Origin of the sequence: Burkholderia diffusa (assembly GCF_001718315.1) — a bacterium.
Classification (GTDB): domain Bacteria; phylum Pseudomonadota; class Gammaproteobacteria; order Burkholderiales; family Burkholderiaceae; genus Burkholderia; species Burkholderia diffusa_B.
The window spans coordinates 3,277,946-3,296,708 of sequence record NZ_CP013362.1; the positions used below are offsets into that span (position 1 = coordinate 3,277,946).

The window sequence follows — 18,763 nt, forward strand, 5'->3', positions numbered from 1 at the left end:
TCCACTTGCGCAAGTATTTTCGCGAAATATTTTACGCGGCGCCTTCCGACGGTTTCTTGCCGAGCTCGACGCCGAGCTGCTTGAGCTTGCGATAGAGGTGCGTGCGCTCGAGGCCCGTCTTTTCCGCGACGCGCGTCATGCTGCCGTTCTCGCGCGCGAGGTGATATTCGAAGTACGCGCGCTCGAATGCGTCACGCGCTTCGCGCAACGGGATGTCGAACGGAATCGCGGCCGTCTGGCCCGCGAGGCCGAGTGCCGAGGCCATGTCGTCGCCGAGCGTCGGCAGCGCGGCCGCGGATGCGACCGCCGCCGGCCCCGATGCTTGCCCGATACCGGGTTTCGCCGCCGCGTTGACGGACACCGGTGCCGCGCCGCGCGCGAGACCGTGCTCGACGGACTTCAGCAGCTTCTGCAGCGCGATCGGCTTCTCGAGGAAATCGAGCGCGCCGATCTTCGTCGCCTCGACGGCCGTGTCGATCGTTGCGTGCCCGGACATCATGATCACGGGCATCGTCAACAGGCCCTGCGCCGCCCATTCCTTGAGCAGCGTGACGCCGTCGGTATCGGGCATCCAGATATCGAGCAGCACGAGATCGGGCGCCTGATTCAGACGGTATTCCCGCGCGGCCTGCGCGTTCTCCGCCGCCTCGACGACATGTCCTTCATCGCTGAGGATCTCCGAGAGCAATTCCCGGATGCCCATTTCATCATCTACCACCAGGATGGTTGCCATTTACGCTGCCTTTGTCTGCACACTTGCTTTTGTCTTTGCGGGAGCCGCCCCGCCCTGCGCGCCGGATTCGGCGCCTGGCGTATCGCTCGCCATCTGCAGGAACAGGATCGACACCTGCGCACCCTCGACGGTCTCGCCGTGCATGCGATTGCGCAGATCGATCCGCGCCCCGTGCTCGTCGACGATTTTCTTGACCGTGGCCAGCCCAAGCCCCGTGCCCTTCGCTTTCGTCGTCACGTAAGGCTCGAACGCGCGGGTCAGGATGCGTGCCGGAAATCCGGGCCCGTTGTCGGACACGGTAAGACGTACCGCGACGCGCGTTTTCCCCTCGGCGTCAGGATCGCCATATTCTACTGTCTTGGTTTCGATCAACACACGCGGATGCGCGACTTCCGCGACCGAATCCTGCGCGTTCTGCAGCAGGTTGTGAATCACCTGGCGCAATTGCGTCGCGTCGCCGCGAATCACCGGCAGCGACGGCGCGAGTTCGGCGACGATCGCGCTCTTGCCTTCGCCCACTCCATATAGCCCGAGCACCTCGCTCGCCAGTTCGTTCAACTGCAGATTCGCGAGGACCGCCGGCGGCGTGCGCGCATATTCGCGGAAGTCGTCGACCATCCGCTTCATCGCGGCCACCTGGTTGACGATCATCGTCGCGCCGCGCTTGAGTACGTCCGCATCGGGCGGTGCGAGCTTGTCGGACAGCTTCATCTGCAGCCGCTCGGCCGACAGCTGGATCGGTGTCAGCGGGTTCTTGATCTCGTGCGCGAGCCGCCGCGCGACCTCGCCCCATGCAACCGAACGCTGCGCGGAAATCACGTCGGAGATGTCGTCGAACACGACGACGTAGCCGGACGTCTGTGGATCGTCCGCCTCGCCCTCGACCGTCGACACGAGGCGCGTGCCGCGCACGAGCAAGGTCAGCGGATCGGCTTCGCCCGGCACCTCGATCGCAAACTGTTGCTGCCAGTGACCGCGATCGCCGCTGCCGCCGTCCGAAGCCGCTTCGCGATCGGCGAATGCCTTGCGCACCATCGCACCGAATTCCGCGACGACGCCGATCCGGTCGAGCGCCGTGCCGATCATCGAGCCGAACGGCTGCCGGAAGATCCGCTCGGCGCCGCGGTTGGCCGTCGTCAGCCGGAACTGACGGTCGAGCACGAACACGCCGGCCGTCAGATTCGCGAGGATGCTCTCGAGATACGTCTTCGAATGCTCAAGCGCGATCCGGTTCTTCTCGACCGCCTGCCGCGCCTCGGACAGCTGGCGCGTCATCGCATTGAACGACTGCGTGAGGAAGCCGAGCTCGTCGCGCGACTTGATCTCGCGCTTCGGCGTGTAGTCGCCTTCCGTGATCTCCTTCGTGCCCTGCGCGAGCAGGAACAGCGGCCGCGCGAGCTGCTGGCCGAGCGCGAGCGCGAGCATCATCGCGATGAAGGTCGCGAGGAACAGCGCGAGCGTCAGCGTGCCGATGTACATCTTGCGCAGCCCCGTGCGACCGAGCGACTTCTCCTGATATTCACGATACGCGCGCTGCACCGCGTCGGCGTTGTGCGCAAGCGTGGGCGGCACCGGCTGCGTGAGCTGCAGAAATCGCTCCGCAGGTTGCAGCAACGACGTCGTCGCATCGGGAATCGGCCGCACGACGCGCAGTCGCAGCGCGCCCTTCGCACCGTGCGCGCGCGGGTCGCCGTCGACCTCGCCCTCGATCGCCGCATACGCGCCGTGTTCGCGCGCCTGGCTCAGCATCAGCGGCGTCGGCAGGTCGTCCGGAATCAGCGCGGCGAAATTGCCCGATGCCTGCGCGACGATGTGCAGGTCGGGCGCCGCGCCGGAGCCGCCACGGCTCGGCTCGACGATCGTCGCGTCCTGCACGCCGAACTGGTCGCGCAGGCGCAAGAGCGTGAGTGTCGTGCCGTTCGTGTTCGCATCGACGCTCGCGAGCTGGTCCGACATCAGCCGCGCCTTCGTCTGCAGATCGGACAGCGACGCGTCGAGCATCCCGCGACCGAGATTCAGGCCGGCCGTCAGCGCGGTCTCGACGTTCACGTCGAACCACGACTCGATACTGCGCGACACGAACTGGTACGACACGATGTAGATGATCCCGCCCGGCACCACGCCGACGAGCGCGAAGAACACCGCGAGCTTCGCAAGCAGCCGCGTGCCGAACTTGCCCTTCCTCAGGCGCACGACGATCATCCCGATCAGCCCGAGCACCACCAGCAGGAACACGAGCGCGACGATGATGTTCATCGCGTACAGCCACGAGTAGTAGCGGTCGAAGAACTCGGTGTTCGCGCTCGCGGCCGCGAGCAGCACGAGCAGCAGCAGCGCCGTGAGCGCGACGGTCGAGACGATCACGCGAACGAGGAGGCTCTTCCCGCTGGCCGCGCGGCGCACTTTATTTAGCACGTTCGGTCACCGTGAAAGTGAAGCGCTTCCAGTCCGACCCGAGCGTCCAGTCGCGGTTGTTCACCGCGTCGACCTGGAACGGCTTCGGCATCAGCGCCGTATCGAGCTGCATGCGCACCGAGGCGGTGTAGGTTTCGCCGGCGCGCACCTGGTTGCGGTCGATCACGTGCCACGACGTGATGTGCCGGACGACCGCGAGCGCGTCCTTCAGCGACGGGAAGCCGAGTTGCAGCCCGCCCGTCGACACGCGGTATTCGCGCGTGAGCGGCTGGAACGAGAGGCGCATCGTCTGCGACACCGACACCGGCTGCTCGTCGAACCAGTACCAGCGCGCGCGCGCCAGTTCGAAGTCGGTCGTGAAATAAAGCGGGATGCCCTTGTTGACGGCATCCTCGAGGTTCGGATTCAGCTCGAAATCGAAGCGGGCATCGAGGCTCCAGCCGCTTCCGTCGGCCTGCAGCGATGCGCGCTGCACGGCGATCGACTCGGCACGCGCCGACCGAACGACAGTCAGGCACAGCGTCAACGCGACCAGCAGGACGGCCGCGAGCCGTAGTGGAAAAAGGTGTTTGATTGTCACCGTTTCTGAAACCGCGCGTAGAAAAATCCGTCGTGATCGGTGTTCTGGTCGAGTGCGCCGGCCGCCCCGCCATGCGCGCCGCCCGGCAGCAGTTGGCCGGGCGCGTCCAATCGTACCGCATCTTCACAGGCCGCTTCAAACCAGCGAGCCTGCAACTCACCTTCCTCGGGAAAGATCGAACAGGTCACGTAGAGCAGTTCGCCGCCCGGCTTCACGAGCGGCCACAACGCCGTCAGGATGCGGCGCTGCTCGGCGACGAGCGCCGCGATGTCGGCTTCTCGGCGCAGCCAGCGAATGTCCGGATGACGACGCACGATGCCGGACGCCGAGCACGGCACGTCCGCCAGGATGCGATCGAACGGACGGCCGTCGTACCACGCGCCCGGCGCACCCGCGTCGCCGACGCGCACGTCCGCCTGGAGCGATAGGCGCGCGAGGTTCTCGCCGATGCGCGCCGCGCGGGTCGCGTCGCTTTCGAGTGCAACGACTTCGGCGTCGGCCAGTTCGAGGATATGCCCGGTCTTGCCGCCCGGTGCCGCGCACGCGTCGAGCACGCGCATGCCGTCGCTCGCACCGAGCCATTCGGCCGCGAGCTGCGCACCGGCATCCTGTACGGACACGACGCCATCGGCGAAGCCCGGAATGCGGTCGACTGGAAGTGCCGATGCGAGCCGCACCGCATGGCGGCCGATCGCGGTCGCGTCGATTCCGCTCGCGCGCAGCGTGTCGAGATACGCGTCGACGGTCGCGCGGCGCGCGTTCACGCGCAGCGTCAGTGGCCCCTGGTGCTCGCCGGCTGCAAGAATCGCCTGCCAGGCGTCCGGCCACGCACGCTTCACCGCATCGACCCACCAGGTGCGGTAATTCCAGCGTGCGACGGGATCGTTCTGCATCGCCGCGACGAGCGAGTGGCGCTCACGCTGGAAACGCCGCAGCACGGCGTTGACCAGCCCCTTCGCGAACGCAAATTCGCGCCGCGCGCCGATCACGGTCACTGCCTGATCGACGATCGTGAATGCCGGATATGCAGCCGCCTCCTCCGGATCGAGCAGCAGCGCGAGCGCACCAGCGAGCACCGCATGCACATGCGCGGGCGGCGCCTTGCTGACGAGCCGGCCGATCAGCCAGTCCGCACTACCGAGACGACGCATCGTCCGGTAAGCGACGTCCTGCGTCGCGCCGCGCGCCAGCGCCTGCGTGCCAGCCGGCATCTGCGCGAACACCGCGGCAAGCGCGGCCGGCAGCGCGGTGCCGCGCCGCACCGCATCGACGGCCTGCCCGGCCGCGTCGAGCGCGAAGCCCAGCGAATCAGGCGCGAGATGCAGCGCGGACAGGCGCGCGGCGCGGCCGGAGGAAGACTGAGCGGAGGAGCGGGTTCGTGTCATCGGAGCAAATTCGGCAAACGGCGCCGCGAGCGGCGGGAACCCTGCAGCCGCGTGGCCGCCGCGATTCCAAACCGCGCATTGTAGCGTGAGGTCATGCGACCCCTTTACGGGGCGCGCAAATGAAACACCCCGCAGCGCGGGGCATGCGGGGTGATGTGTCGAGTGCGACGCGACTTCTTAGTCGAAGCGGCCGGTGCGCGCCATCTCCATCAGGCGCGCGATGCGCTCCTCGGTCGCCGGGTGCGTGGAGAACAGATTCTGCAGACCGCCGCCGTGAAGCGGGTTCATGATCATCATCTGCGCGGTGGCCGGATGCGCTTCGGCCGCCTGGAACGGGATGCCGGCCGCATAGCGATGGATCTTGTCGAGCGCGGTGGCAAGCGACTGCGGATCGCCGGAGATCTGCGCGCCGCCGCGGTCGGCCTCGAACTCACGCGCCCGCGAGATCGCCATCTGGATCAGCGCGCCGGCGATCGGTGCGAGCAGCGCGACCGCAATCCCCGCGATCGGGTTGGCCGGACGGCCGTTTTCGTCGCGGCCGCCGAAGAACATCGCGAAGTTGGCCAACGCCGAAATCGCGCCCGCCATCGTCGCGGTGATCGTCGAGATCAGGATGTCGCGATGCTTGACGTGCGCGAGCTCATGCGCCATCACGCCGCGCATCTCGCGCTCGGACAGCACACGCAGGATGCCCGTCGTCGCGGCGACTGCCGCATGCTCGGGATTGCGACCCGTGGCGAACGCGTTCGGCGCGTCCTCATTGATCAGGTAGACGCGCGGCATCGGCAGGTTCGCGCGCGTAGCGAGTTCGCGCACCATCCGGTAGAACTGCGGCGCCGTGTTCTCGTCGACTTCCTGCGCGTTGTACATGCGCAGCACCATCTTGTCGGAGAACCAGTACGAGAAGAAATTCATGCCGAGCGCGAACAGCAGCGCGATTGTCATGCCGCGCGAGCCGCCGATCATGCCGCCGATCACGATGAACAGGGCCGTGATCGCGGCCATCAGCATCGCCGTTTTGACCCAATTGAACATACCCACTCCTTATCCGTCAGGGGACCCGCCGCACATCACGGTGCACGACGCAAAATTGTAAGCGATTTGTTAGATAAGGTCTTGCCGGAAAAATTCAATTTCAGCGTTGCGTCGCCGCGAGCCGCAGCCCGAGGCCGACGAAAGCGCTGCCCACCGTGCGGTCAAGCCACTTCCTGACGCCCGGCTTGCCGGAAAAGCGCTGCGTGACGCTGCCCGCGACCCACGCGACGATGAACGTCCAGACCGTGCTCATCACGACGAACACCGAACCAAGAGCCAGGAACGCCAGCGCCTTGTGCGGGCTGTCGGCCGACACGAACTGCGGGAAGAACGACACGAAGAACAGCACGACCTTCGGGTTCAGCACGTTGGTCCAGAAGCCCTGCATGAACAACTGGCGCAACGGCTTCGCGGCCGTGACCCGCGCCGCCTCGGCGCCTGCCGGCGCGGCGGCCTGCTTCGCGAGAATCATGCGCACGCCGAGGTAGGTCAGGTAAGCGGCGCCGACCAGCTTGATCACCGTAAACGCGGCGGCCGACGCAGCGAGCAGCGCGGTCAGGCCGAACGCGCACGCAAGCGTGTGCACGCAGCCGCCGGCGGAGATACCAAGCGCGGACATCAGCCCCGCGCCACGGCCCTGCGCGACGCTGCGACCGACGATATATGCCGTATCGGGGCCGGGCGTGACATTCAGCAGGAAAACCGCGAGCACGAAGAAGCCTAAATGGGTGATGCCAAGCATGAGAACCTCGAAACCGGAAAGCGCAGGGAAATTCTACGCGCGCCTGCCGCGCCGCGCGACTCGGCCATCCGGTCGATTGCGCACGACCGGCATGTCGGGTCGAATGGCGCTCAAGACCCGTCGGGCAACGCGAAGCGCTGGCCTGCGGCGAGGGGCGAGCCGGCCAGGAATTCGCGCGCGGGCAGCCGCTTGCCGCCCGGCTTCTGCAGTTGCGTGACGCGCAGCGCGCCGCTGCCGCATGCGACGACCACGCCTTCCGGCGCAGCGTCGACGATCGTGCCGGGCGCCGTGTCGACAAGCGCACCGCGCGCCGCCACCGGCTCAGCCGCCCACAGCTTGATTGCCGCGCCGTCGAGCATCGCGACACCGCCCGGGAACGGGTCGAACGCACGTACCTGGCGCGCGAGCACGTCGGCCGGCTTGCGCCAGTCGAGCACCGCCTCTTGCTTGCCGATCTTTTCCGCATAGGTCACACCGTCGGCCGGCTGCGGAGTGGCAGGCAGCGCGCCGTCGCGCTCGAGCCGCGCCAGCGCGTCGACGATCAGCCGCGCGCCGTCGGCGGCCAGGCGGTCGTGAAGCGTCGCGGTCGTATCGTCGGGTGCAATCGCGACGCGCGCTTCCTCGATCATCGCGCCGGTGTCGAGGCCGACGTCCATCTGCATCAGCGTGACGCCCGTCTCGGCGTCACCGGCCTCGATCGCGCGATGGATCGGCGCGGCGCCGCGCCAGCGCGGCAGCAGCGATGCGTGGATGTTGATGCAGCCCGCACGCGGAATGTCGAGCACCTCCTGCGGCAGCAGCAGGCCGTATGCGGCGACCACCATCACGTCGTGCGGTGTCGTGCGCAGCAGTTCGATCGCGTCGGCCGCCTCCTGCGGGTACTTGCCCGCGCGGCGCAGCGACGTCGGCTGCGCGACGGGCATTCCGTGCTCGACGGCATAGCGCTTCACGGCGCTCGCCTGCAGCTTCATCCCGCGCCCGGCGGGGCGGTCGGGCTGGGTCAGCACGAGCGGCACCGGAAAACCGGCCTCGTGAATCGCGGCGAGTGCGGCCGCGGCGAATTCCGGCGTGCCGGCAAAAATCACGCGCAACGTATGGGTCATGACAGCGTTCGGGATCGGGCTGGGCACACGCGCGTCACATCGCGCGTTCGAGTTTCTTCATCTTCGTCTTGATACGGGTCTGCTTCAGCGGCGACAGGTATTCGACGAACACGCGCCCCATCAGGTGATCCATCTCGTGCTGCACGCATACGGCCAGGAGCCCCTCGCAGTCGAGCTCGAAGGTTTCGCCCTGCTCGTTGAGCGCGCGCACACGCACGTGGTCGGGACGCTCGACTTCATCGTAGATCCCGGGCACCGACAGGCACCCCTCCTCGTACACCTGTTTCACGTCGCTCGACCAGATGATCTCGGGGTTGATGAACGCGCGCAGTTCGTTCTTCTCCTCGGAGACGTCGATCACGATCACGCGCTCGTGTACGTCTACCTGCGTCGCCGCGAGGCCGATGCCCGGCGCGGCGTACATGGTTTCGGCCATGTCGGCGACGAGCTTGCGGATTCGGTCGTCGACCTTGTCGACGGGCTTGGCGACCTTGTGCAGCCGCTTGTCGGGGTAATGAAGAATGTTCAGCAAAGCCATGGTGTTCGGTATTCGGTGGAGCGACGCGCCGCATCGGCCATCCGGCCGGCTGGCGCCGCCGCCGGGATGCAATGAAGATGAGGCGGACGCGCGGTATGTCAACGCCGCGAGTCTGCCTCCTGCAATTGGCCGACGCTCGTGCGCGCGGCCCTGTCGAGTATTTCGGATGATGAAAATTTTATCATGGCGCCACGCTGTCCGCTGGCCGCCGCATTCGAGGGGAACCTCATGTCGCCGCAAGCGCTGACGACCTCCACGCTGCGCGCGTGGCTGCAGCTCGCGCATGCGCCGGGCCTCTCACCCGCCGTGCTGCATGTGCTGCTCGATACATTCGGCTCGCCGGCGGCGCTGCTGCGCGCGCCCGACGAGGCCATCTGCGCGGCGAGCAGCGCGGCTGCCGCACGTGCAGTGCGCGCAAGCGACCGGGACGACCTCGATGCGCGCACCGATGCCGCACTCGCATGGCTCGATGCACCGGGAAACGCGATCGTCACGCTTAACGATCCCGTCTATCCGTCACGCTTGCGCGACCTGCACGATCCGCCGCCGCTGCTATATGTAAAGGGCAGGCTCGATCTGCTGCACGCACGCGGGCTCGCCGTCGTCGGCAGCCGCCATGCAACGCCGCAGGGGCTCGCAGACGCCACGCGCTTCTCGCATGCGCTGTCCGATGCGGGTCTCGTGATCGTCTCAGGTCTCGCGCTTGGCATCGACGGCGCCGCACATCGCGGCGGGCTCGACGGTCGCGCCGGCACGGTCGCGGTGATCGCGACGGGTGCCGATCTCGTCTATCCGGCTCGGCACCGCCCTCTTGCGCACGAAATTGCCGCACGGGGCGCGATCGTTTCCGAATGGCCGCTCGGTACACCCGCGCGGGCGTCGCATTTCCCGCAGCGCAACCGGCTGATCGCCGCGCTCGCGCTCGGCGCGCTCGTCGTCGAAGCCGCGCCGCGCTCCGGCTCGCTGATCACCGCGCGACTCGCGAATGAGCTGGGCCGCGACGTATTCGCGATGCCGGGCTCAATCCACGCACCGCTCGCGCAGGGCTGCCATGCGCTGATCCGCGACGGCGCGAAGCTCACCGCGACGCCGCTCGACGTGCTCGAGGAATACGGGTTGGGCGAATCGGCGGCTCACACGGCCCGCGCCGTGACGAATTCGGGTTCGCGCCCCGATAACGACGCAACAACCAACACGTCAGAGCGGCGCACGGGCGAGCACGCCCGTGAAACGGATTCCGCGGTTCCGGCCGCCGCATCGGCCCAGATCAACGGCACGCCACCAGACAACCCGGCCGAGCGATCCGTGCTCGCGGCGCTCGGATACGGCCCCGTGACATACGAATGGCTTGCCCAGCACACCGCCTTGTCCGACGACGCGCTGCACCGCGCGCTGCTCGGGCTCGAACTGGCCGGCCGCGTTGCGAGCATGCCCGGCGGCCGCTTTGCGCGGCTTGACGCAACGCCCACCCCGCCCGCGTCCGGCGTGCTACAGTCCCCGGCATAGGAGCGGCCGTGCCGCCGACGCTACTCAAGGAATTCCATGCCCGCGCTGAATCTCGACACCGATGCCGATCGGATCGCCGAGCGCCTCGCCGATCCCGATACACTGCTGGTCGCATGTCTGTGCGCCGAATGGTGCGGCACCTGCCGCGACTACCGAACGGCCTTCGACCAGCTCGCCGATGCCCATCCCGACGCCTGCTTCGCGTGGATCGACGTCGAAACCCATGCCGACCGGCTCGACGATCTCGACGTCGAGAATTTCCCGACGATCCTGATCGAGGACGCGAACACCGCGCGCTTCTTCGGCACGGTGCTGCCGCACGCGGCGATCGTCGAACGGATGCTGTCCGACCTGAGCGCCGTGCCCGGCTCGCCGCACGCACCGAAATTGCGCAACATCCTGAATGTCGAGGCGTAAGCCGCGCACCGGCCCGGCTGCTTGTCGCGCCGTTGCGCGCACCGCCGCGCCGGGAGCTTGCCGCCGTTGCGGCCCCCCACTATGATGAGCCGCTTTTTGCACGCCGCGCCGCCGTCGCTGCGGCGTGTGCTATAAAGCCGTCGTAAAAGGGACCCACGCCGGCGAACCCGGTCTACCAACACACATCTGTCATGTCCAAAGCACTGATCATTGCGGAAAAGCCTTCTGTCGCGAACGACATCGCGCGCGCTTTGGGCGGCTTTACCAAGCATGACGAATACTTCGAGAGCGACGAATTCGTCCTTTCGTCCGCAGTCGGCCACCTGCTGGAAATCGCCGCTCCGGAAGAGTACGAGGTCAAGCGCGGGAAATGGAGCTTCGCTCATCTGCCCGTCATCCCGCCGCATTTCGACCTGAACCCGATCGCAAAAAGCGAGTCGCGCCTGAAAGTCCTGACCAAGCTGATGAAGCGCAAGGACATCGACCGCCTGATCAACGCATGTGACGCGGGGCGCGAGGGCGAGCTGATTTTCCGCCTGATCGTGCAGCACGCGAAGGCGAAGCAACCGGTCCAGCGCCTGTGGCTGCAGTCGATGACGCCTCAGGCCATTCGCGACGGTTTCGCTCACCTGCGCAGCGACACGGACATGCAGCCGCTCGCCGACGCCGCTCGCTGCCGCTCGGAAGCCGACTGGCTCGTCGGGATCAACGGCACGCGGGCGATGACTGCGTTCAACAGCAAGGGCGGCGGCTTCTTCCTGACGACCGTCGGCCGCGTTCAGACGCCAACGCTGTCGATCGTCGTCGAACGTGAAGAGAAAATCCGCCGTTTCGTGCCGCGCGACTACTGGGAAGTGAAGGCCGAGTTCGCATGCGCGGGCGGCTTCTATGAAGGCAAGTGGTTCGACCCGAAATTCAAGCGCGACGAGGTCGATCCGGAAAAGCGCGACTCGCGCCTCTGGAGCCTGCCGGCCGCCGAGACCATCGTCGCCGCGTGCCGCGACCAGGTCGGCACGGTGTCCGAGGAATCGAAGCCGTCGACCCAGCTGTCGCCGCTGCTGTTCGACCTGACGAGCCTGCAGCGCGAGGCGAACAGCCGCTTCGGCTTCTCCGCGAAGAACACGCTCGGTCTCGCGCAGGCACTGTATGAAAAGCACAAGGTGCTGACGTACCCGCGTACCGACGCGCGCGCGCTGCCCGAAGACTACATCTCGACGGTGCAGTCCACGCTCGAGATGCTCAAGGAGAGCCACAACTATCTGCCGCACGCGAAGCAGGTGCTCGACAAGGGCTGGGTGAAGCCGAACAAGCGGATCTTCGACAACTCGAAGATCAGCGACCACTTTGCAATCATCCCGACGCTGCAAGCGCCGAAGTCGCTGTCCGAGCCGGAGCAGAAGCTGTACGACATGGTCGTGAAACGCTTCCTCGCGGTGTTTTTCCCGGCAGCCGAATTCCGCGTCACGACGCGGATCACCGAAGTCGCCGGCCATCACTTCAAGACCGAAGGCAAGGTGCTCGTCGAGCCGGGCTGGCTGCAGGTATACGGCCGCGATGCCGAAGGCGCGGATGCGAACCTCGTGCCGGTGCAGAAGGACGAGAAGGTGAAGACGGACGAGATCGCCGCGGTTGCGCTCGTGACGAAGCCGCCCGCACGCTACTCGGAAGCAACGCTGCTGTCCGCGATGGAAGGCGCCGGCAAGCTCGTCGAGGACGACGAGCTGCGCGAGGCGATGGCCGCGAAGGGCCTCGGCACGCCGGCGACGCGCGCGGCGATCATCGAAGGCCTGCTCGGCGAGAAGTATCTCGTGCGCGAAGGCCGCGAACTGATCCCCACCGCGAAGGCATTCCAGCTGATGACGCTGCTGCGCGGGCTCGGCGTGAAGGAGCTGACCGCGCCCGAGCTCACCGGCGAATGGGAATACAAGCTGTCGCAGATGGAGCGCGGCAACCTCGGACGCGACGCGTTCATGCAGGAAATCGCCCGCATGACGCAGCAGATCGTCAAGCGCGCGAAGGAATACGATTCCGACACGATCCCCGGCGATTACGCGACGCTCGAGACACCGTGCCCGAATTGCGGCGGACAGGTGAAGGAAAACTATCGCCGCTTCGCGTGCACGAAGTGCGACTTCTCGATCTCGAAGATCCCGGGCAGCCGCCAGTTCGAAATCGCGGAAGTCGAGGAACTGCTGCGGGAGAAGACGATCGGCCCGCTGTCCGGTTTCCGCAGCAAGATGGGCCGCCCGTTCTCGGCGATCCTGAAGCTCTCGTTCGACGATGAAACGAAGAACTACAAGCTCGAATTCGACTTCGGCCAGGACCAGGGCGGCGAGGAAGGCGAGGCGCCCGACTTCTCCGCGCAGGAACCGGTCGGCGCGTGCCCGAAGTGCAAGGGCCGCGTGTTCGAGCACGGGATGAGCTATGTGTGCGAGCACTCGGTCGCGAATCCAAAGACCTGCGACTTCCGTTCGGGCAAGGTGATCCTGCAGCAGGAAATCACGCGTGAGCAGATGGCCAAGCTGCTGGCCGACGGCCGCACGGATCTGCTGCCGAACTTCAAGTCGTCGCGCACGGGCCGCAACTTCAAGGCCTTTCTCGTGAAGCAGCCGGACGGCAAGATCGGTTTCGAGTTCGAGAAGAAGGAGCCGAAGGCTGCCGCCGCGAAGAAGACGGCGAAATCGGCGACGAAGGACACCGAAACCGTGACGGAAGGCGCCGACGAGAAACCGGCACCGGCCCGCAAGACCGCCGCCCGCAAGACGACGGCGCGCAAGACGGGCTCATGATGCTCCGCCGCGCCCGGGGGGCTTCCCCGGCGCGTCGCAAGCCGAGCGAACGACCATGTGAGTGGCGATAAAAAAACGCGGATCGATCGCTCGATCCGCGTTTTTTCCTGATGCTGGCCGTGCCGGTGCACGACCGCCGCAGCTTGGGTTACAGCGGCGACGGCACCGCGACGCGCGCGCGCGGCGAACGCGCGAGGCGCGGCTGCAGGTTCGGGTCGGTCGATTCGGGCGGCTCGGCACGCATCTCGACGCCGATCGGCGCAGGCGCCGCGCCTTGCGCGGCCCACTGCTCGCCCATCGTCGCGTCGGTCGAGTGGCTGAAATACTCGACGAGGTGATCGATGAACGTGCGCACCTTCGCGGGCAGATGGCGCCGGCTCGGATAGGCGATGTTGATTTCCACCTGCGGCAGCCGGAAATCCGGCAGCAGCCGCACCAGCGCGCCGCGCGCGATGTCGCTGCCGATCAGGTAGCTCGGCAGGATCGCGACACCCATTCCGAGCAGCGCGAACTGGCGCAGCATCGCCGTGTTGTTCGCGACAATCACGTTGGTGGGACGCACGCGCACTTCGCCGTCCGGCCCCGTGAACACGCGCTCGTCCCCCCAGTATTCGGTCGGCAAGCTCAGCGCCGGGTGTTCGGCAAGGTGTTCCGGGTGGGTCGGCACGCCGTGCTTTTCAAGGTAGCTCGGCGTCGCGCACACGGTCATGCAGCCGGTGGTGAGCCGTCGCGTGACGATGCTCGCACTGCGCATCTGGCGCGTGACGACGATGCCGACGTCGAAACCTTCCTCGACGAGATCGACCTGGCGGTCGACCAGCGTCAGATCCGGCACCACTTTCGGGAAATTCTCGGTGTACGACTGCAGGACGGGGGCAAGGTTGTGCAGCCCGAACACGACCGGCGCGACGATGCGCAACGTGCCGACCGGCTCGTGATTGCGCGCGACGACCATCTGCTCGACATCCTCGAGCTCATCGAGAATCTGGCGCGCCCGCTCCAGATAGACCTGGCCCGACTCCGTCAGCGAAAGGCTGCGCGTGGTGCGGTTCAGCAACCGCGTGCCGAGCCGGCCTTCCAGATCGGCGACGTGACGCGTCGCGACCGCGTTGGAGATATCCATTGCACTCGCGGCCCGCGCGAAACTGCCGAGATCCGCAACCTTGACGAACACGCGCATCGACTGCAAATGATCCATAAACGACTCCTGCCGCTGTTACAACTTCAAAAAGTTGAAGCATATGCGTAATTCTCCTACGACAGCGGAAATGATGCAGAGTTGCTCAACAAGGCCCGGCTTGACGATAAAAATAGTCAAAAATCCTCAGTCATCGCGAATGGATGATCCAATTATTCTGATTCGAGCAACAATTGGGTGAACCTCGTCCGGTAAGCGGCCGAATCAGGAAGGACGTGTCTGATGCGACACAACATCGCACTCCGCCGCGTCCGACGGGAGCGGCGCCGGGTCAGGCCAGCGCCGATTGCGGCGGAGCGTAACAACCTGTTAAAAAGACACCACGACGTCCGCCGACGTAGCATCATGTCGGCCCCGGCCGGGCGGGACGGGTGCGCGACGTGCGCCGCCGCCACTGCCGCTTTCAACGCGCGACTCCCGCTGATCATGAAAATTGCCATCCTCGACGACTACCAGGACGCCGTCCGCAAGCTGAACTGCTTCGAGATGCTCGCCGAGCACGACGTGAAGGTCTTCAACAACACGGTACGCGGCCTGGGGCAGCTCGCGAGCCGTCTGGCGGAAGTCGAGGCGCTCGTGCTGATTCGCGAGCGCACGCCGATTTCGTCGCAATTGCTCGCCAAGCTGCCGAACCTGCGCATGATCAGCCAGACCGGCCGTATCTCGAGCCACATCGACCTCGATGCATGTACCGACCGCGGCATCGCGGTGCTCGAGGGCACGGGGTCGCCGATCGCACCGGCCGAACTCACCTGGGCGCTCGTGATGGCCGCCCAGCGCCGCATTCCGCAATACGTCGCGAACCTGAAACAGGGTGCGTGGCAGCAGTCGGGCCTGAAGACGTCGGCGCTGCCGCCGAACTTCGGCCTCGGCCAGGTGCTGCGCGGCCAGACGCTCGGCATCTGGGGCTACGGCAAGATCGGCCGGCTGGTCGCCGGCTACGGCAAGGCGTTCGGGATGAATGTGCTGATCTGGGGCCGCGAGCATTCGCTCGAGGCCGCGCGCGCCGACGGCTACACGGCCGCCGAGAGCCGCGAAGCGCTGTTCGAGCAGAGCGACGTGCTGTCGCTGCACCTGCGCCTGCACGACGACACGCGCGGGATCGTCAAGCAGGAAGACCTGATGCGGATGAAGCCGACGTCGCTGCTCGTCAACACGAGCCGCGCCGAGCTGCTCGAGGAAAACGCGCTCGTCAACGCGCTGTCGCACAACCGTCCGGGGATGGTCGCGATCGACGTGTTCGAGAGCGAGCCGATCCTGCAGGGCTACAGCCTGCTGCGGATGGAAAACGTGATCTGCACGCCGCACATCGGCTACGTCGAGCGCGAAAGCTACGAGCTCTACTTCAGCGCGGCGTTCCGGAACATCCTCGCGTTCGACCAGGGCGACCTGTCGAGCGTCGTCAATCCGGAAGCGCTGACGCCGCGTCGCGTGCGCTGACCGGCGGGGGCCGCGCCCGCCGCGCGGCTCCGCTTCCCCTTCCCCGCCTTCAGGCGGCCACGCGGCCGCCCGTCATCGCGTCGACGCGCGTGAGGAAATGCTCGCCGTCACGCCGTCCGAGGTCGTAGGCATGCAGCATTTGCGACGGACTCGTGTAATCCCAGCTCGAAATCGGCACCTTGCTCGATGGCTGTACATAGAGCCGTCGCTGGTCGCCGTGCGCGACCGTGAACATTTGCGGGCGCGGATACAGCCGCGTAACGAGAACCAGCACATCACCCGGCGATGCGTCGAGCGCGTCGACCGGCACGTTGTCGACCATGCCGCCGTCGAGCACCGGCCGGCCGTCGCGGCGCAGCACCGGCGTGAACGGCGGCGTGCACGACGACTGCAGGATCAGGTCGGCGAGCTCCTCGACGCTCGCGCACGCCTGCGCGCGCACGAACTCGGGCCGGAAGCCGAGGGTGCGCCCGAGCGTCGGGTGCAGCGTCTTGCGCACGTACTTTTCGATGTTGTATGCAACGAGGCCCGCTGCGACCGCGCTGCGCGCGCCGAGCCAGCGCGGCACATGCGACACGCCGATGCGGATCTCCGGCGCGTCGGCGAGCTGCGCGAACGGCTCGCCATAGATGTCGAGCAGCGCCTGACGGTAGATCCGGTAATGCGGAAACACCGGCTCGCGCCCGAACAGGTTGCCCCAGTACGCGTTCTTGCGGTTGTGGCGCAGCGCTTCCTCGTAATAGCGCATCACCCACGCGGCGTCGCGCGTATACAGCATGCAGGCGGTCGCCGCGCCGGCCGAGATGCCGACGATCACGCGCGGACGCAAGCCGAGCGCCGGCCGGGCAACGTCCCAGAAGCCGGCCTGCCACCAGCAGCGATTGCCGCCGCCCGCGAAAACGATCTGATCGAACATCGCGCCGCTCAGCCGACGAGCGCGTAGGTCGACGTCGCGTGAACGGCCATCTTGCCGTCCTCGTCGAACAGCTCGACTTCGCCGAACACCAGATTGCGGCCCATTCGCAGCACACGCGCAGTGACGAGCACGTCGCCCTTGCGCACCGGACGCATGAAATTCGTGTTCAGCGATACGGTGGTCATCGGCCGGAACTCGCCGAGCGCGGCCGAGATCGCGACCACCATCGCGGTGTCGGCCGCGGCCGTGAACACCTGCCCGCAGATGATGCCGCCCGAATGCCGGAATTCGCCGGAAAACGGCAGGCGCATCGTGACGCTGTCGTCGCCGATCGATACGGGGACCAGACCGAGCGAGCGGACCCACGGGGCCAGCAGGCGATCCAGCAATTCGCGGACTGCGTTTTCGTCCATCTTCGAATGCCCAGAAAACGTTGCGCGACCGTCGCGCAACAGATGTGGACGTCATCATACCGGGAGCGCGCCAACTGCGATCGCTCGTTACCGCACGGAGAGCCGCCGGGGGCGTGACGAAGTATTTTCAGGAAATTCGCAGAAAAGGCTTGCCAAGACCGAAATACCCATGCATAATCTTTCTTCTGTTGGGGGCGTTAGCTCAGTTGGTAGAGCAGCGGACTCTTAATCCGTAGGTCGAGTGTTCGAGTCACTCACGCCCCACCAGGAATTCCAAAGGCCGGTCAGCGCAAGCTGACCGGCCTTTTTCCATTTCAGCGCCCCATTCACGCGCCCGCCTGACTCCCGCATCACGGCATGCAATTACATACATGCCTCGCCCCGGACACTTTCCGCTAGAATCGTCCGACAAAATATCACACGACCGGCACGGCGATCGCCGTATCGCCGCCGGCACTGAGAGAGCATGGGACGTCAGACATGGAATCATGTGAACGAGACGCGACCATTCAGAGGGCATGGTCGCGCCGACAGCGGCGCACCCATCGAGTCGCGCCATCCCCCCGATCGCATCCCGCCCCGTCGCACGACGCACACCGCGGATCCGGCCATGCCACGTAAGGACGCGCTCGTCGCACTCGCGCTCGGCGTCGCGCTGCTCGTGGTCGCGGCGATGCTCGCCGTCACCGCGAGCCAAGCGGTGGGCAATCTGGTCCGCGCGCCGGGTACGGTCGTGCGCATCGTGCAGGACAGCGACGCGATGCGTGGATACCGCCCGATCGTCGCCTATCTCGCGAACGACGGCAGCCGCCGGGAAGTCGCCGGCAATACCGCATCGTTCGTCCCGGCGTACGACATCGGCGAAAGCGTGGACGTCCTGGTCGATCCGGCCCATCCGAATCGTCCCGCGCTGATCGATGATTTCACGCAACGCTGGTTTCCCGTTGCGGTGCCGGCACTGCTCGCGGTCGCGTCGCTTGCGATCGGCAGCCTGCTGTACGGGAGCGGGCACCGAAGCCGGCAAGCGGACTCGCTGCACGCACCGGCCGTCGGCAAGCCGGCCCGGCGCCGGTGGAACATCGCGATCGCGCTGTTACCGATCGCGATCGGCACCGGCTTCCTGGCCGGCGCCGGCGCTGCCGGGCTGCGCCAGTGGCAGATCGCCCGCCACTACGCGCACTCGACCGGCCACGTCGTCGAGATCACCGAATCCGCACAATCGTCGCGCACACGCACGTCGCTCTATTCGGCGACCATCGCGTTCACGACCGACAGCGGCCGCGCGGTCACGTTCGCGCAAGGGTCGGCTTCATCGCGCCCCGGACTGTACGAAGGCGAGGTGGTCAACGTGCTGTACGACCCTGTCATGCCCGAACGCGCGGTCATCGACCGCTTCTGGGACCGGTGGGGGCTCACGGCAATCCTGTTCGCGATCGGCGCGCCGTTCCTCGTCGGAGGATTGTTCGCCATCGGTGCGCTGTGGCCCGACCACCGGCCGCACGAACTCGCCGAATGACAATAGCGGAGGCGCCGGGCCGTCCACATCGCGGCCC

16 protein-coding genes and 1 tRNA gene are annotated in these 18,763 nt (G+C 66.5%); 6 read left to right on the forward strand and 11 right to left on the reverse strand.

The window, feature by feature from the left end:
- Positions 1 to 31: 31 nt before the first annotated feature.
- The 8 genes from esaR to def form a co-directional block, all read right to left on the reverse strand.
- A complete protein-coding gene (gene esaR / locus WI26_RS15130) occupies positions 32 to 733 on the reverse strand; it encodes a response regulator transcription factor EsaR (RefSeq protein WP_059468638.1) in 702 nt (233 codons plus the stop codon).
- A complete protein-coding gene (esaS, locus tag WI26_RS15135) occupies positions 734 to 3,148 on the reverse strand; it encodes a sensor histidine kinase EsaS (protein ID WP_059468639.1) in 2,415 nt (804 codons plus the stop codon).
- Positions 3,138 to 3,728, reverse strand: coding sequence for a DUF4390 domain-containing protein (locus WI26_RS15140; RefSeq protein WP_059468640.1), 591 nt, complete (start codon positions 3,726 to 3,728; stop codon positions 3,138 to 3,140). The genes esaS and WI26_RS15140 overlap by 11 nt, the downstream gene beginning before the upstream one ends.
- Entirely contained in the window at positions 3,725 to 5,113 is a 1,389-nt protein-coding gene (gene rsmB / locus WI26_RS15145; RefSeq protein ID WP_069226293.1) for a 16S rRNA (cytosine(967)-C(5))-methyltransferase RsmB, read from the reverse strand. The genes WI26_RS15140 and rsmB overlap by 4 nt, the downstream gene beginning before the upstream one ends.
- A 177-nt stretch (positions 5,114 to 5,290) precedes the next feature.
- Positions 5,291 to 6,148 (reverse strand): zinc metalloprotease HtpX, encoded by an 858-nt coding sequence (htpX, locus tag WI26_RS15150; RefSeq protein ID WP_006485774.1) that lies wholly within the window; start codon positions 6,146 to 6,148, stop codon positions 5,291 to 5,293.
- 100 nt (positions 6,149 to 6,248) lie between these two features.
- Positions 6,249 to 6,890 (reverse strand): LysE family translocator, encoded by a 642-nt coding sequence (locus WI26_RS15155; RefSeq protein ID WP_069226294.1) that lies wholly within the window; start codon positions 6,888 to 6,890, stop codon positions 6,249 to 6,251.
- A 110-nt stretch (positions 6,891 to 7,000) separates the two neighbouring features.
- Complete coding sequence (gene fmt / locus WI26_RS15160; protein WP_069226295.1) at positions 7,001 to 7,993, reverse strand: methionyl-tRNA formyltransferase; 993 nt, start codon at positions 7,991 to 7,993, stop codon at positions 7,001 to 7,003.
- A gap of 34 nt (positions 7,994 to 8,027) precedes the next feature.
- Positions 8,028 to 8,531 (reverse strand): peptide deformylase, encoded by a 504-nt coding sequence (gene def / locus WI26_RS15165; RefSeq protein WP_059508357.1) that lies wholly within the window; start codon positions 8,529 to 8,531, stop codon positions 8,028 to 8,030.
- Between the two features lie 183 nt (positions 8,532 to 8,714).
- Between def and dprA the strand changes: the two genes are divergently transcribed.
- The 3 genes from dprA to WI26_RS15180 all read left to right on the forward strand — a co-directional run bounded on the left by dprA (position 8,715) and on the right by WI26_RS15180 (position 13,243).
- The gene (gene dprA, locus WI26_RS15170) at positions 8,715 to 10,037 is read left to right on the forward strand and encodes a DNA-processing protein DprA (RefSeq protein ID WP_069226296.1); all 1,323 of its coding nucleotides are present in this window, start codon (positions 8,715 to 8,717) and stop codon (positions 10,035 to 10,037) included.
- A gap of 36 nt (positions 10,038 to 10,073) precedes the next feature.
- Positions 10,074 to 10,454 carry a thioredoxin family protein gene (locus WI26_RS15175; RefSeq protein WP_059468646.1) on the forward strand — a complete coding sequence of 127 codons (381 nt, stop codon included), beginning with the start codon at positions 10,074 to 10,076 and terminating at the stop codon, positions 10,452 to 10,454.
- Between the two features lie 191 nt (positions 10,455 to 10,645).
- Complete coding sequence (locus tag WI26_RS15180) at positions 10,646 to 13,243, forward strand: DNA topoisomerase III (RefSeq protein ID WP_069226297.1); 2,598 nt, start codon at positions 10,646 to 10,648, stop codon at positions 13,241 to 13,243.
- 148 nt (positions 13,244 to 13,391) lie between these two features.
- Here WI26_RS15180 and WI26_RS15185 read toward each other — a convergent pair whose 3' ends face one another.
- The gene (locus WI26_RS15185) at positions 13,392 to 14,441 is read right to left on the reverse strand and encodes a LysR family transcriptional regulator (protein WP_069226298.1); all 1,050 of its coding nucleotides are present in this window, start codon (positions 14,439 to 14,441) and stop codon (positions 13,392 to 13,394) included.
- 426 nt (positions 14,442 to 14,867) lie between these two features.
- On the opposite strand from WI26_RS15185, the gene WI26_RS15190 reads away from it, so the two are divergent.
- Complete coding sequence (locus WI26_RS15190; RefSeq protein WP_060102869.1) at positions 14,868 to 15,881, forward strand: D-2-hydroxyacid dehydrogenase family protein; 1,014 nt, start codon at positions 14,868 to 14,870, stop codon at positions 15,879 to 15,881.
- Positions 15,882 to 15,930: 49 nt separating this feature from the next.
- Here the strand turns inward: WI26_RS15190 and WI26_RS15195 are convergent, their stop codons facing one another.
- Both WI26_RS15195 and WI26_RS15200 read right to left on the reverse strand, forming a co-directional pair.
- Positions 15,931 to 16,797: a patatin-like phospholipase family protein gene (locus tag WI26_RS15195; RefSeq protein ID WP_069226299.1), complete on the reverse strand. Its 867-nt coding sequence runs from the start codon at positions 16,795 to 16,797 to the stop codon at positions 15,931 to 15,933.
- 8 nt (positions 16,798 to 16,805) lie between these two features.
- On the reverse strand, positions 16,806 to 17,210 hold the full coding sequence (locus WI26_RS15200) for a PaaI family thioesterase (protein WP_057924645.1): 405 nt from the start codon (positions 17,208 to 17,210) through the stop codon (positions 16,806 to 16,808).
- 191 nt (positions 17,211 to 17,401) lie between these two features.
- Between WI26_RS15200 and WI26_RS15205 the strand changes: the two genes are divergently transcribed.
- Together WI26_RS15205 and WI26_RS15210 are read left to right on the forward strand one after the other, a co-directional pair.
- Positions 17,402 to 17,477: transfer RNA gene (locus WI26_RS15205), tRNA-Lys, on the forward strand.
- Between the two features lie 199 nt (positions 17,478 to 17,676).
- Entirely contained in the window at positions 17,677 to 18,726 is a 1,050-nt protein-coding gene (locus WI26_RS15210; protein ID WP_069226300.1) for a DUF3592 domain-containing protein, read from the forward strand.
- Positions 18,727 to 18,763: the final 37 nt, after the last annotated feature.

Coding starts and splice junctions, on each gene's coding strand:
- esaR (WP_059468638.1), bottom strand. CDS start 733: ATGGCAACCATCCTGGTGGTAGATGATGAAATGGGCATCCGGGAATTG.
- rsmB (WP_069226293.1), bottom strand. CDS start 5,113: ATGACACGAACCCGCTCCTCCGCTCAGTCTTCCTCCGGCCGCGCCGCG.
- htpX (WP_006485774.1), bottom strand. CDS start 6,148: ATGTTCAATTGGGTCAAAACGGCGATGCTGATGGCCGCGATCACGGCC.
- WI26_RS15155 (WP_069226294.1), bottom strand. CDS start 6,890: ATGCTTGGCATCACCCATTTAGGCTTCTTCGTGCTCGCGGTTTTCCTG.
- fmt (WP_069226295.1), bottom strand. CDS start 7,993: ATGACCCATACGTTGCGCGTGATTTTTGCCGGCACGCCGGAATTCGCC.
- def (WP_059508357.1), bottom strand. CDS start 8,531: ATGGCTTTGCTGAACATTCTTCATTACCCCGACAAGCGGCTGCACAAG.
- dprA (WP_069226296.1), top strand. CDS start 8,715: ATGGCGCCACGCTGTCCGCTGGCCGCCGCATTCGAGGGGAACCTCATG.
- WI26_RS15175 (WP_059468646.1), top strand. CDS start 10,074: ATGCCCGCGCTGAATCTCGACACCGATGCCGATCGGATCGCCGAGCGC.
- WI26_RS15180 (WP_069226297.1), top strand. CDS start 10,646: ATGTCCAAAGCACTGATCATTGCGGAAAAGCCTTCTGTCGCGAACGAC.
- WI26_RS15185 (WP_069226298.1), bottom strand. CDS start 14,441: ATGGATCATTTGCAGTCGATGCGCGTGTTCGTCAAGGTTGCGGATCTC.
- WI26_RS15190 (WP_060102869.1), top strand. CDS start 14,868: ATGAAAATTGCCATCCTCGACGACTACCAGGACGCCGTCCGCAAGCTG.
- WI26_RS15195 (WP_069226299.1), bottom strand. CDS start 16,797: ATGTTCGATCAGATCGTTTTCGCGGGCGGCGGCAATCGCTGCTGGTGG.
- WI26_RS15200 (WP_057924645.1), bottom strand. CDS start 17,210: ATGGACGAAAACGCAGTCCGCGAATTGCTGGATCGCCTGCTGGCCCCG.
- WI26_RS15210 (WP_069226300.1), top strand. CDS start 17,677: ATGGGACGTCAGACATGGAATCATGTGAACGAGACGCGACCATTCAGA.